Below are 14,204 nucleotides of genomic sequence, written 5' to 3' on the forward strand. Positions count from 1 at the left end.
AAAGTAAAAATTATGCGTGCTTGAGCTGTTGAATCACAGTGGCCAGATCGGCCTCGGCAAAGCCCTGGGCCTGATGGATTTGCAGCTGTGATAAGGCCTGAGTCGCGACCGGAACATTCAGGTCAAAGCTTTGGGCCAGTTGCACGGCATTGTTCAGATCTTTAGATAAGGTCTGCACTTTCCATTGCACCGGTTCGAAAGTTTGTGTGGCCATACGTGGTGCCAGAATCTGGAAAGGTTTGGAATCGGCAAAACCACCTGCCAAGGCAGGTGCCAGTAGGCGTGTATCTACACCTGCAAGGCCCGCCAATGCCACTGCTTCCGCGATCAGGGTACTATTGGCTGCGACAATGAGCTGATTACAAATTTTGGTCGCCTGACCAGTACCGGTGTCGCCCATACGGGTGACGCGCTGTGAAAGTGCTGCATAAATTGGGTCAAGATGTTCAATCATTGCGGCATCACCACCGGCAAAAATCACCAGACTGCCTTGTTCAGCACCTGCGGTACCGCCTGAAACTGGGGAATCAATCCAGCTCACCTGTTTGGCCTGTGCTTGTGCTGCAAGCGCGTGAGTTTGCTGCACCGAAAGGCTGGAAAAATCCACAATGATTTGATCGGCAACCAAATACGGCACGATCTGCTCAAAGACCGATTGCACCGCCTGATCATCTGCCAAGCAAGTCAAAATCACTGGATAATCCGCAATCTGATTCAAAGACAGCGCAGTTGCACCCAAGTCGATTAAGGGATGGCAAGCCGCCGAGGTACGGTTCCATACCGCGACCTGAAAACCTGCCTGTAGTAGACGGGTCGCCATCCGGCGTCCCATCAGGCCCATACCCAAAAAGGCAATCTTAGTATCGCGATTTAACTGCATGCTTTTTCTTATTCCTTGCTTGGACTCTAACTCGATTTAGTTATATTGGCGTGGCACGAACTGGACTTCCGGATTCTTGTCCTTTTTGCGAGCCAGCTGACTGTTTTTACCTAGCAGTAATTTGAGCTGCCAGATTTTTTCCATACGTAAAGATTTATTTGGGCGATGCTGCATGGCATCCAGTACAAACTTAGAGGCCATCAGGGCATCCGGAGAGCGTTGCAGCATTTCCTCAGCCAATGCTTGTGCGCGTGCCAGTGGTTCTTGATCCACATGGGTAACCAGACCAATCTCTTTGGCATAGGCACCGTCAAAAATCCGGGCAGTCAAGGTCAGCTCTTTGGCCAGATCAATCCCAATCAGGCCTTTCAGCGAACGGCTGAGTCCCATATCTGGTACCAGTCCCCAACGGGTTTCCATAATCGACATTTTGGTATCAGGATGTGCAATACGGATATCTGCGGCCAGAGCAAGCTGCATACCAGCGCCAAAACAGAAGCCCTGCATCGCAGCGATCACCGGCACAGGTAATTCCTGCCAGACCAGAAAGGCTTTCTGGAACAGGCTCTGACCCGGACGGATTAACTCCCAGGCCGCATAGACACGATTTTTAGGATTATTTAAATCGGCCAGATCAATGCCGGCACTAAACACCTGCGCTTCACCGGTTAAAATGACGCAACGGATACTTTTATCTTTTTTGATTTTCTGCGCAGTCGCAACCAGTTCACGCAGCAGGGCAAAGCTCATGGCATTGCGTTTATCCGGGCGATTCAGTGTAACTGTGGCAATGCCGTTATTTTTTTCCAAGCGCACGAGTGACATGGCATTCTTCCTTATTTTTCCTGAGCCGAGCATAGCATGCGGCCTATGAGCTTGCATGACAGCTCAGTCATACTTTCTAAGTCACGGACTGAGCAGCTTCAAGTTTTAATTCAAATGTTGTTTCAGAATTTGCTGGGCGGCCTGTTCAACTTGTTCGACCACGGCTTTAAGTTCATCAAAATGTTTCAGCACGTCTTGAACAAAGTTTTCGTCGGCCTTGCGACGTTCTTTGCGCAGGGTTGAAACGAACTGTTCAAATCTGCCCGTGACTTTCTGTAAAGTTGGTGCGCCGACATAGCGGGTTGCACCATATAAACGATGCAAGACATGTTCCAGTTGCGGGAAATCTTCCAGCTCAATTAACTGCTGCATTTCAGTGAGTGCATCGGCAAAACTGTCGACCAGCATGCGCAACAGGTCTACTGCCAGATCTTCCTTATTGGCTGCCAGTTGCAGGCTTTGCTGCCAGTCCAGAATATTCGGATCCAGTGCATCAATCACATGGGCGCGTTCCAGCACTGGAAGCCGTTTAAAATGTTCGGTGGTCCAGTGGGTCAGAATCTGCACAATCTGCTCGATCTGGATCGGCTTGGTGACATAATCATCCATGCCATTTTGCAGCAGCTTATGTTTTTCATCCGACAGCGCATGTGCAGTCAGGGCAATAATCGGCAGTCGGTTATGGTTTTCAAAGGTCGATTCCAGTGAGCGAATCGCACGTGTGGTATCAATTCCCGACATCACCGGCATCTGAATATCCATAAAGACCAGATCAAAAGCTGGCTGTTTCTGCTCATAACGGCGCTGGATGATATCAATCGCTTCCTGTCCGCTCAGGGCTTTGCTGGTGGTGACATTCAGTTCAGCGAGTAATGCTTCCAGAACAATCAGGTTGGGCAAATGGTCATCGACGGCCAGAATATGCAGACCCTGACCATTAAAGTCTTCATGCTGTTCCTGATCGAAGACCGGTTGATTGCCCAGCAGCTGAATCAAGGCACTGCGGCTGAGTGGCTGATGCAGAGCACGGGCACGATGGTCGTTCAGCATGCTTGGATCGAGTTGCATCTGATAACCATATACGGCCAAATGACCCTGATAACGCGAGCGGATCTCGCGTAACAGGACTTCGCTGTCGCCACTATGATCGACGATGAGCCAGGTGTTTTCAGAATTCTGTAGATGATTCAGGCGGCTAAACAGATCCAGAATCGATGCGCATTCAATATGCTTGACCTGATAATTTTCCAGATAATGACGCAAGACGTTCGCGGTTGCCGGATGGGCCAGATAAGACACCACCGTCAATTCATTGAAATCTGGATGTTCAATTACAGTATCTTCATCGACCAGGAATTGTGCAGTAAACCAGAAAGTTGAGCCTTTTTCGGTTGGGGCACGTTCCTGATTATCTTCAAAACCAATCTGGCCATGCATCAGGCTGACCAGCTGTTTGGAAATGGCCAGCCCCAGCCCTGTACCGCCAAACTGACGGGTGACCGAAGTATCGCCCTGTGAGAAAGACTCGAATAATTTTTTACGATCGGTACCACTCAGGCCAATGCCGCTGTCCTGTACACTAAAATGCAAGACACATCGATCGATCCCCTCATGTTCCATACGTGCCCGCACGATGATTTCGCCATCCGGAGTGAACTTGATCGCATTGGAAATCAGGTTGGTCAGAATCTGCTTAAAACGTAAGGCATCGCCAATCACATGTTTCGGTACACTGTCCGCATAGTAAAACGCCATATCAATATGTTTTTGCGCGGCCAGTGGCGAGAGCATGTCCATCACATCAAAAATGGCTTCTTCCAGATCAAAAGCTGCTGTTTCCAGTTCCAGTTTGCCGGCATCAATTTTGGAAAAGTCCAGTACATCATTAATCAGTGCCAGCAAATGCGCCGAAGATTTACGAATGGTCTGCAAATATAAGCTTTGCTCATTGCTGAGATTGCCCTGACGCAAGAGCAGATGAATAAAGCCATCAATACTGTTTAGCGGGGTACGTAGCTCATGGGAAATGTTGGCCAGAAATACCGACTTGGCCTGATTGGCCGAGATTGCCTGGTCACGTGCCTGACGGTAGGTAATATTCTGGACTTCCAACGTGTCCAGAGTACGGCGTAAATCATCTTCGGTCTGTTCGGTATGTTCGCGCAGTTCCAGAAAGCTGAAATGCAGACGTTTCACCACATTGGCGATATCACGCTGCAATAAACGCAGTTCTCCAGTGCTGTTAATCACCATATGCTGACCCAGGGTGTCGGCATTCAGGCGTTGCAGCTGCATGCGAATTTCATACATCGGTGCAATCCAGCGCCGTGAGTAGAAATTCAGACAGAGTAATAACAGCAATAAGGTCAACAGACCGGTCGCAATCAACACGATCAAGACCCGGTAACGGGCAATTTCCAGCGGCTGATTATCCAGTTCAATTGCCAGCCAGCCTTTAGAGAAACTGTTTTCATTCACTTTAATGGCATAAATATGATTGTCTTTATACAGAATCGGGCCAATAAAGTTACCGCTTTTATCAAAATCGGGCCAAGCGGCCTGTTCCTGAAAGCCGATACCTAAACGATTCTTGCCACTGTCATCCAGAATGGCTGCCCGAACCAGATGCTTTTCATTGAGCATATTCTGCATGGCATTGTGGGCCTGATCATATTGCCAGGGATACAGGCTTAAAATATCCAGTGCATACTCAGACGTGCCTTGAAAACGCGTCATAATGGCAATCGCCATCTGCTTTTGCTGGGCACGTGCGGCATTCGAGGTTTCAGTCAACACCAGCATCGCGCCAACACAGGCCAAAATAGTAATCGGCACAAAAATCAGCGCAATCAACTGTCCATAGGCGTGATTTAAGTGTAGGCGTTTAAACAGCTTTTTATTGATCGTTGACATGATTTAAGCAGTATTTTCTTTATGTCTGGCATATTAGCATGCTTTAAATCGACAGTTAAAATTTAAGCATTATTTTTATAAGGGTTCAGATCAACCTTTAAAAATACAAGAGATTTCAGTTAAATGATTGTTGAAATACAGTGAAAAGCGGGCGATGAAGACTTCAGTCGTCTGAAAATCCGGGGCTGAAAATAACGCTTTTATATTCACAGCTGAGCTGCTTGATCTTGCTAAATCACAGGAAAATGAAGTTTATAGCGGGATACTGAGTCCGTTTTAGAGAGTTTCCTGAAAAAGCAGTGCTAAATGGATGCAGGGAAAAGCATTTTTTCATACAATAGCCGCACCTCGATATAGGTGCACACAATGAGTAATACCACCCCCGATTTTCAAGCAGATGAATTTTTGTTAGACCACTATGTTGGCAAAACGCCATTGGTGCGTTTACAGCGTCTGGCAAGTCACACTCAAGCTACAGTACTCGCGAAACTCGAAGGCAATAATCCGGCAGGATCGGTCAAAGACCGTCCGGCCTATAATATGATCATGCAGGCCGAGAAGCGTGGACAGATCAAACCGGGTGATACCCTGATTGAAGCAACGAGCGGAAATACGGGGATTGCATTGGCGATGGTCGCAGCGATGCGTGGCTATAAAATGAAGCTGATCATGCCGAACAATATGAGTCAGGAACGTAAGGATGCGATGCGTGCTTATGGTGCCGAGCTGATTGAAGTTACCAAAGAACAAGGCATGGAAGGTGCACGTGATCTGGCCGCTCAAATGCAAAATGATGGCGTGGGTCTGGTACTGAATCAGTTTGGCAATCCGGATAATGTCGAGGCACATTATCTGACTACAGGTCCTGAAATCTGGCAGCAAACCGGTGGCAAGATTACCCACTTTGTCAGTTCTATGGGTACCACCGGCACTATTATGGGTGTCTCGAAATATCTGAAGGAAATGAATCCGGAGATTCAGATCGTGGGTTTACAGCCATCTGATGGTTCAAGCATTGCCGGAATCCGTCGCTGGCCGGAAGAATATCTGCCGACTATTTTTGACCGCAGTCGCGTGGATCGTATTATTGATATTCCACAAATTGAAGCTGAAAAAACCATGCGCAAGCTGGCGCAGAAAGAAGGCATCAGTGCTGGTACTTCATCTGGTGGTGCGGTGTGGGCTTCCATCAAGCTGGCGGAAGAACATCCGGATGCCGTCATTGTGTGTATTATTTGTGACCGTGGTGACCGTTACTTGTCTACAGGGTTATTCTCTGTGCAAGATTCTGAATAATTATTTGAGCACTGTGTTATGCGCCTGCCTGTTTTAACTTTCGATATTGAAACCCAAACCGATCTCAAATCAGGCGCGCATTTATTTGGTCTGGACCTGCCTGAAGCAGATCTGGATCAGGCCCTGACCAAACTGCGCCGTCAGGATTCAGGCTCTGATTTTCAGCGTCCGCCCTTGCATGAAATTGTCTGTATTTCCGGTTTATGGATCGATGAGCAGGGCATGAAGCTGTTTTCTTTTAGCCGGGAACAGCATTCTGAAGCGGAAATTTTAAGAAAATTCTTATCGATTTTTGATAAGCGTCATCCGACGCTGGTCAGCTGGAATGGTTCACAGTTTGATTTACCGGTGATTTTATACCGTGCCATGTATCATGGACTCTCTGCACCGAGTCTATTCGATCAGGGCGAAATTGACACGCAAAAGCGTTATAATAACTACCAGAATCGTTACCATCATCGTCATGTCGACTTAATGGATGTGATGGCCATGTTCCATGCGCGTCATTTCCAGAAGCTGGACGATGTTGCACATTTGCTGGGTTATCCGGGTAAACGCGGTGACGGGGCCTATCGGGTTCCTGAATATGTCCGCAATCAGCAATGGACCGAACTGACCTCTTATTGTGAAGGCGATGTGCTGAATACCTGGCTGGTCTATATCCGCTGGCTGTTGTTAAAAGGACAGCTGTTATTGCCGGATTATCAGCATTTGCTGCACAGTACGATTCAATATTTGCATACCCAACCGCAGCATGCGGACTTTTTATCGGTTTGGCGTGAAACGTCACAAAGAACTGACTTTACCCGTTTTGATTTTCCAACTCCCACATCCTAGGTTTTCATGAAGCATCGAGCACACACACGTCCTACCCAGCAACCCGAGTACATTTTTCAGGTTGAGTCACTTTCGCATGAGGGACGTGGCATCGCTCATTATGGTTCACACCCGGATCATCCACCGCATAAACACGGCAAGAAAGTCTTTATCCGTTATGCCTTGCCCGGTGAAACCGTGCGTGCTCGCATTACCCGTGAAGTTAAAAAACTGGAAGAAGCTGACAGTCTTGAATTACTCAGCGAAGCTTCCGAAATTCGCGTCAAGCCGATCTGTGCACATTTTGGGGTCTGTGGCGGCTGTAATATGCAGCATATCGCAGCCGATGCACAGATTGAACTAAAACAGAATGTGCTGAAATCGCATTTACAGCATTTTGCTGGCATCCAGCCTGTGCAGTGGCTTGCACCGCTACGTTCCGAGCGTGAAGATTATCGCCGTAAAGCCCGGATCGGAGTGCGTTATCTGCCGGCTAAAGACACATTGGTGGTGGGTTTTCGTGAGAATCAAAGCAATAAATTAACCTCGATTGATCGCTGCATGATTCTGGATCGTGAATTTGGATCGCTTACAAGCCTTAAACAATTGCTGCAAAGTCTCAATGGCAAGGCTGACATTGGTCATATAGAATTGGCCATGGGGGATCAGGATATTGCCTTACTGGTGCGTGAAACTGCAAAATTATCAGTGGCTGATGTCAACCAATTGCGCGAATTTACGTTACAGAAAGGCTGGCAACTGTATGTGCAGCCTGCCGGCAAAGATACACTCTCGCGAATTGATGCTCCAGATGCCGCGGCGCGCTTGCACTATAGTCTTGATGACTTTGATGTGAAATTCGGTTTTAATCCTGTGGACTTCACTCAGGTGAATTCGACTATCAATCCGCAAATGGTAGCGCTGGCATGTAATTTGCTACAGCTGCAACAGGGTGAGCGGGTTCTGGATCTATTTTGTGGATTAGGAAATTTTTCTCTAGCACTGGCACGCTGTGTAGGCACATCTGGTCAGGTGATTGCAGTGGAAGGGAGTGAAGAAATGGTGCAACGCGGTGCGGAAAATGCCAAAAATAATGGTATTGCCCAAGTTGCTTTTTATTCACAAGATTTAACCAAAGATTTCTCGCACCAGACTTGGGCAAATCAAGGTTTTGATGCATTATTGATTGACCCGCCACGTGCTGGCGCAGAAGAAGTCATGCATTATCTTCCTCAGTTTGGCGCAAAAAGAATCGTTTATGTGTCATGTAATCCTGCGACACTCGCAAGAGATGCAGGGCTCTTGGTACAACAGGGTTATCGCCTCACTCAAGCCGGAGTGATGGATATGTTCACGCATACTGGGCATGTTGAATCGATTGCATTGTTCGAAAAAGAAAATTAAATGAACGATTGAAGAAATGATGTATTTACAAGTAGGAGAAGGGTATGGTCACAGTACGTGAGCAACTCCCTGGACGACTCAATGAGTTGTCACAGGAGACGACTGTAGAACATGCCGAACAAGCACACCACGATCTGACTGAGTGGTTGGATCGGGTTCGTGGCATATTAGATGGGGCACCTTTACAGCAGCTCGAAGAAGTCGCCCATTTAACATTAGAAAGAGAGCTGCAAAGTACGGTTCAGCATCGTTCCAATACCTTTTATACCGGTATTGAGATGGCGGATATTTTGGCACATCTGCATGTCGATGAAGATACCCTGTCCGCGGCCATGCTCTATCGTTCGGTGCGTGAAGGCGTCATGCCACTGACTGAAGTGTTAGAAAAATTTGGTGAGCAAGTGCATAGCCTGGTCAAGGGCACGCTGGCCATGGGTAAACTGTCTGAACTGATCGAAAAGAATAAACGTCTGGAAGACCATTTCGATAATAATCAGCGTGAACATCTGTCCGGCATTTATAAAATGCTGATTTCAGTGACCGAAGACGTGCGTGTGGTTCTGGTGAAGTTGGCAGAGCGTACCTATGCCTTGCGTGAGCTGACCAATTCCTCGCGTGAGCGTCAGGAACGGGTTGCCCGAGAAATTCTGACGATCTACTCACCACTGGCGCACCGTTTAGGCATCGCCCAGTTAAAGTGGGAACTGGAAGACTTGGCCTTCCGTTATCTTGCGCCAGAACGTTATAAAGAAATTGCTTCTTTACTGAATGAAAAACGTTTAGAACGAGAGCAATATATTCAATTCGTGATTGATAAATTACGCAATGAATTGTCTGAATATGGCATCGAAGCTGAAATTAACGGACGCGTAAAACACATTTATTCGATTTATCGAAAAATGAAAAGCAAGAGCCTGAGTTTTGACCAGCTCTATGATATTCGTGCCTTAAGGGTATTGGTCAAGAGCGTACCGGAGTGTTACCATAGTTTAGGGATTGTACATCAGATCTGGCGACATATTCCGCATCAGTTTGATGACTATATCACCAATCCAAAAGCCAATGGCTATCGTTCCCTGCATACGGCTGTAATTGCCGAGAACAAATCACTTGAAGTGCAGATTCGTACTTACAGCATGCATGAAGAAGCAGAGCTGGGGGTGTGTTCGCACTTTAATTATAAAGAAGGCTCGAAAACCACCGATCATTCTTTTAATCATCGTTTGCATTCTTTACGCGCAGTTCTCGAGCATTATCAGGAACGCAATGAGTCCAGTGCACATAAAGAAGCAGAAGATGAAATCGAAAACTTCGAACATATTCAAGACTTCGAAGGCTTCGAAAAAATTTATGTGTTTAGTCGTGATGGTGATATCAAAGAGTTGCCGCGTGATTCAACTGTGCTCGACTTTGCTTATCATGTGCATACCGAAGTTGGTAACAAATGCTATGCCGCGCGTGTCAATCAGCGCTATGTGCCACTGACCTATACCCTGAAAACCGGGGAACAGGTCGAGATTCTGACCAAAAAAGACCGTGAGCCGAATCGGGACTGGCTGGTTAACTCTCTGGGTTATATCAAGACTGCACGTGCGCGCGACAAGTTGCGCCACTGGTTCCGTCAACAGGACCGCAGTAAAAACCTGGAAGTCGGCCGTGAAGTGCTGAATAAAGAATTGTCACGTCTGGCGATTCATCCAAAATCGATCGATTTGAGTGATTATTGCAATCATTTTAATGTCAAAACCGGTGATGACATTCTGGTGAATCTGGTCAATGGTGATATCAGCCTGCATGCCTTGATTAATCAGGTGAATCGTCATATGCATCTGGATCAGGATGAACCTGAGCTGGTGCTGAAGCCAGCGCTGAATCCGCGTGCCAGTCATACCCTGTCAGCGCACGGTATTCTGATTGACGGGCTGGATAACGTTGAGCTGCATGTCGCGCAATGTTGCCAACCGGTGCATGGTGAGTCGATCGCTGGCTATATCACCTTGAATCGTGGGGTAAGCATTCATAAGGTGGCTTGTCCAGACTATGTGCGCATGATCACCCAAGAGCCTGAACGTGCGGTAGAAGCCGACTGGGAAATGCAGCCGACTCGTGGCCAGAGCGTACAGATTGTGGTGGAAGCCTATGATCGACGTGGTCTGCTCAAAGATCTGACGCAAGTGATTTTTTCCGATCAGATCAATATCCGTCAGGTCAATACTATTTCGGAAGCGGATGGTATTGCCAATATGAAGCTGTTGATTGAAGTTAAAGGCCTGGCGCAACTTTCCAAGCTGCTGGCTCGTCTTGAGCAGCAGCCGGGCATTATCAGCGCCCGCCGTCTGGTACAGGGCACTTAATTCTTTATTTCTAAGCTGAAGAAAGCCTGCAATTCAATTGTGGGCTTTTTTATTGTAAGGTATTTGAACAAAATGGATAAAAACAGATCAACAGACCGATATGAGTGCGACAGAAATATTTGAACGAAGACGACATCATCTGGCAAAAGTGATTGATCAGCTGATTGACACCCAGCAATTTAAAACCGGCAAAGAGATCTGCGAGCATTTTGGCTTGTCTGCTGCCTATATCGCGCAGTTACTGAATAGCAAACGCCAGATCGGAGAGAAGGTGGCAAGGGAACTGGAACAGCAACTTGGCTTAGCTCATTTAATTCTGGATCAGACGGTCGAACCGAAGATTGAACTTGCTACAGCTATAGAACAGGTCGCTTTATTTCAGATGCAGGTGGTACAGCAGCAGGCCTTTAAACTCAATCCCATAGATTCTACGGTTTCGTTCAATCCGGATATTTTTCATCTGCAAGCACAGCATTATGCGATTCAGGTGGCAGAGCACTATTATTTTCCCAGTCTGAAACCGGACTGGTGGCTGGTTTGTGATAAAGAGTTGCCAGTTTTTGGGATGTGCTGTGTGTATCTGGCCAACGGCTTGCAGCTCATTTTGGAGGGGGTGGGGGAAGCTCAAGATACTTATGAATTTCAAAGTCTGGATGAAAATCGGAAAGTCATTTTCCAAAAAACAGATATTGAAAAAATCCATCCAGTGATTGCGATTCTGCCGGCTACTTCAACATTCAAACAGCAGAAATAATTCAGCCCATCCTAGGACGGGCTGAACGATGAAAATGAAATATCAGATTAGGGAATCTGGTTTTCGTCTTCAAATTCTGGCTTGACTTGTACGATAAAGTCCTGACGGTTTAAACCACGCCAAAGTGCAAATCCAGTCCCGATATAGATTGAAGAGTAGGTACCGACAAAAACGCCGACAAACATCGCAATCGAGAACCATTTCAGGCCATCACCACCCATGAGCATCATTGCAACAACAACCAGCAATAGCGTCATAGAGGTATGAATGGTACGGCGTAAGGTTTCGGTCAGGGCAATGTTAATCACTTCAAGCGGTTCTGCACCCCGAATCTTACGGAAGTTCTCACGGATACGGTCAGAGACCACGATATTATCGTTCAGTGAGAAACCAATGATCGCAAGGAGTGCCGCAAGTACCGTCAGGTCAAATGGCCACTGCGTCATGGCAAAAATCCCGAGGGTCACCACGATGTCATGGAATAGCGACAGTACTGCACCGATCGCCAGTTTGAGCTCAAAGCGGATGGTGACATAGACCAGCATCAGCAAGAGTGCCAGTGCCACCGCGCCACCAGAGCGGACATACAGCTCATTACCCACCTGTCCGCCGACCACATCAAGCTTCGGTACCTCTGCCGCATTATTTGGCAGCTGAACCGCTGCTGTGACCGCTTTGGTCAGGTCTTCAGCTTCAATGTCTTCCTGAACGGGCATACGTACCATCAGGTCGCGTTCTGAACCTAAAGTCTGCACCACGGCATCGTTGAAGCCAGCCTGGCTCAGTGCCTTGGAAACATCCTCCGGTTTGACCGGATTGGTATAGTTCAGCTCGGCTGCCACACCACCGGTAAAGTCCAGACCCAGGTTCAGACCTTTAGTGGCAATAAAGAACAGACTCGCAACCGTTAAGAAGATAGACAACAATGCCGCAGGCAAAGCAATCTTCATAAACGGAATGACGCGTTCGTCTTCAGGGCGACCATACTGTTTCTGATTCAGTTGAGTATTTTCAGTCATCATCGATCTCCTTAAATGCTCAACTTTTTCAAGTTACGTTTTTTGCCATAAATGATCTGTACCACGGCACGGGTTACTGTAATGGCAGTAAACATCGAGCAGACGATACCAATCATCAGGGTCACGGCAAAGCCTTTGATCGGACCTGTACCAATCGCGAACAGAATGAATGCAACCAGGAAGGTGGTGAGGTTCGAGTCAAAAATGGTGTTATAGGCTCGATCATAACCCGCCACGATCGCCTGTTTCGGCGAGGCACCCCATTTCATCTCTTCCCGTATTCGTTCACAGATCAGTACGTTGGCATCGACCGCCATACCGATGGTAATCACGATACCGGCAATACCAGGAAGGGTCAGAGAAGCCCCAATCCATGACATGACGGTAAGAAGCATGGCCAGGTTAAAGACCAGAGCAAAGTTGGCAATCACACCAAACAGACGGAAGAATACCACCATCCAGATCGCCACCAGAATGAAGCCGATTTGCGTTGAAAGTACCCCTTTGTCGATGTTTTCCTGACCCAGACTTGGACCAATCACACGTTCTTCGACAAAGTACATTGGCGCAGCCAAAGCACCTGCACGTAGCATCAAGGCAAGTTCAGCAGCTTCCTGCGGAGAATCCAGACCAGTAATACGGAACTGAGAGCCGAGTACCGCCTGAATAGTTGCAGCATTAATCACGACAGATTCAGTATATGGGGTACGAACTTCAGTTTGAGTACCGGTCGCAGGGTCTTCCACATAGCTAATGCGCTGTTTGTTCTCGATGAACAGTACAGCCATACGTTTGCCAACCGCATTACGGGTCGCATCCGACATCAGTTTGCCGCCTGCGCTGTCTAGCGTAATGTTGACTTCAGCACCGCCGGTGTCCTGACTAAAGCCAGAAGATGCATTCTGAACACGTTCACCAGTCAAGATCCGGTTGCGGTTCAAAAGCAGCTGACGACCACTGTCCAGGGATTCATAAGCGAATACTTCTGTACCTGGTGGCAATGTGCCAGTCGCCTGACCGGTATATGGATCAATATATTGATCATTCAGGTCAGAAACCAGACGAAACTCGAGGTTCGCAGTACGACCCAAGACACGTTTTGCTTCTGCAGTATCCTGTACACCCGGCAATTCAACCACAATACGGTTGCTGCCCTGGGTTTGCACCAGTGCTTCTGCCACACCCAATTCGTTAATACGGTTACGTAACGTGGTCAAGTTCTGGTTGACTGCATAAGACTCGATTTCTTGCTTACGTACATCAGTATAAGTCAAACGTAAAGTCGAGCCGGTATCAGTCGCAACAGCCTGCTGGGTAAACTCATTGCCATTACGGCGCAAGAAGTCCATCGCTGCAGCACGATCATCGTTGCTGGCAAACTGCACCACAATGGTGTTGCTGCTTAAGTTCAGGCTATTAAATTTCAGGTTGTTATCACGCAACTGACGACGTAGGTCTGTCGCAGAGGTTTCCATGCGCTGCGCAATCGCTTTGTCCATGTCCACTTCAAGCAGGAAGTGAACACCGCCACGTAAATCCAGACCCAGCTTCATTGGCTTGGCACCAATTTTTTGTAGCCATTCCGGCGTGGTCGGGGCAAGGTTCAATGCAACCACGTAATCATCACCTAATCCGCGACGTAAAGCTTCTTTGGCTTTAAGTTGCAGTTCACTTGAATCTACACGTAATAAGGCAGCATTGTTGCTAAAGCTATTGTCATGGGTGGCAATATTTTCAGTTGTTAAAATTTGCTCTGCTTTTTGTACGATGCTTGCATCAATTTGAGTACCGGCTTTGGCACCCGAAATCTGTACAGCAGGTTCATCTGGATACAAACTTGGCAGGGCATATAAGGTACTGATGACTAGTACAACTAGAATCAGTACATATTTCCATGCTGGGTAACGCATTTATTTTCTTCTTAAAATGAAAAAGTCGTGCAA

Annotated in this window: 10 protein-coding genes; 5 read left to right on the forward strand and 5 right to left on the reverse strand. The window is 47.4% G+C overall.

From position 1 onward, the window contains the following. Nucleotides 1-10: 10 nt before the first annotated feature. The 3 genes from FTU40_RS12200 to FTU40_RS12210 form a co-directional block, all read right to left on the reverse strand. Nucleotides 11-880, reverse strand: a complete 870-nt coding sequence (locus tag FTU40_RS12200) for an NAD(P)-dependent oxidoreductase (RefSeq protein ID WP_180041017.1) — start codon at nt 878-880, stop codon at nt 11-13. 36 nt (nt 881-916) lie between these two features. Continuing rightward, nucleotides 917-1,705, reverse strand: coding sequence for a crotonase/enoyl-CoA hydratase family protein (locus FTU40_RS12205; RefSeq protein WP_180041019.1), 789 nt, complete (start codon nt 1,703-1,705; stop codon nt 917-919). 105 nt (nt 1,706-1,810) lie between these two features. After that, nucleotides 1,811-4,618 carry an ATP-binding protein gene (locus tag FTU40_RS12210; RefSeq protein ID WP_180041021.1) on the reverse strand — a complete coding sequence of 936 codons (2,808 nt, stop codon included), beginning with the start codon at nt 4,616-4,618 and terminating at the stop codon, nt 1,811-1,813. Nucleotides 4,619-4,984: 366 nt separating this feature from the next. Between FTU40_RS12210 and cysM the strand changes: the two genes are divergently transcribed. From cysM to FTU40_RS12235, 5 genes are all read left to right on the forward strand, one after another. Further along, nucleotides 4,985-5,914 carry a cysteine synthase CysM gene (gene cysM, locus FTU40_RS12215; RefSeq protein WP_005168623.1) on the forward strand — a complete coding sequence of 310 codons (930 nt, stop codon included), beginning with the start codon at nt 4,985-4,987 and terminating at the stop codon, nt 5,912-5,914. An 18-nt stretch (nt 5,915-5,932) separates the two neighbouring features. Further along, entirely contained in the window at nt 5,933-6,751 is an 819-nt protein-coding gene (locus FTU40_RS12220; RefSeq protein WP_005098085.1) for a 3'-5' exonuclease, read from the forward strand. A gap of 6 nt (nt 6,752-6,757) precedes the next feature. Further along, nucleotides 6,758-8,134, forward strand: coding sequence for a 23S rRNA (uracil(1939)-C(5))-methyltransferase RlmD (rlmD, locus tag FTU40_RS12225; RefSeq protein ID WP_005098083.1), 1,377 nt, complete (start codon nt 6,758-6,760; stop codon nt 8,132-8,134). Between the two features lie 44 nt (nt 8,135-8,178). Then, nucleotides 8,179-10,488 carry a bifunctional (p)ppGpp synthetase/guanosine-3',5'-bis(diphosphate) 3'-pyrophosphohydrolase gene (locus FTU40_RS12230; protein ID WP_005098082.1) on the forward strand — a complete coding sequence of 770 codons (2,310 nt, stop codon included), beginning with the start codon at nt 8,179-8,181 and terminating at the stop codon, nt 10,486-10,488. Nucleotides 10,489-10,588: 100 nt separating this feature from the next. Beyond that, on the forward strand, nt 10,589-11,242 hold the full coding sequence (locus tag FTU40_RS12235) for a hypothetical protein (protein ID WP_180041023.1): 654 nt from the start codon (nt 10,589-10,591) through the stop codon (nt 11,240-11,242). 47 nt (nt 11,243-11,289) lie between these two features. On the opposite strand, the gene secF is transcribed toward FTU40_RS12235, so the two are convergent. Together secF and secD are read right to left on the reverse strand one after the other, a co-directional pair. After that, nucleotides 11,290-12,264, reverse strand: a complete 975-nt coding sequence (secF, locus tag FTU40_RS12240) for a protein translocase subunit SecF (RefSeq protein WP_171255744.1) — start codon at nt 12,262-12,264, stop codon at nt 11,290-11,292. Nucleotides 12,265-12,272: 8 nt separating this feature from the next. Then, nucleotides 12,273-14,171 carry a protein translocase subunit SecD gene (secD, locus tag FTU40_RS12245; RefSeq protein ID WP_005168609.1) on the reverse strand — a complete coding sequence of 633 codons (1,899 nt, stop codon included), beginning with the start codon at nt 14,169-14,171 and terminating at the stop codon, nt 12,273-12,275. Between the last annotated feature and the right edge of the window lie 33 nt (nt 14,172-14,204).

The organism is Acinetobacter sp. YH12100 (genome assembly GCF_013419135.1).
Classification (GTDB): Bacteria; Pseudomonadota; Gammaproteobacteria; order Pseudomonadales; family Moraxellaceae; genus Acinetobacter; species Acinetobacter pseudolwoffii.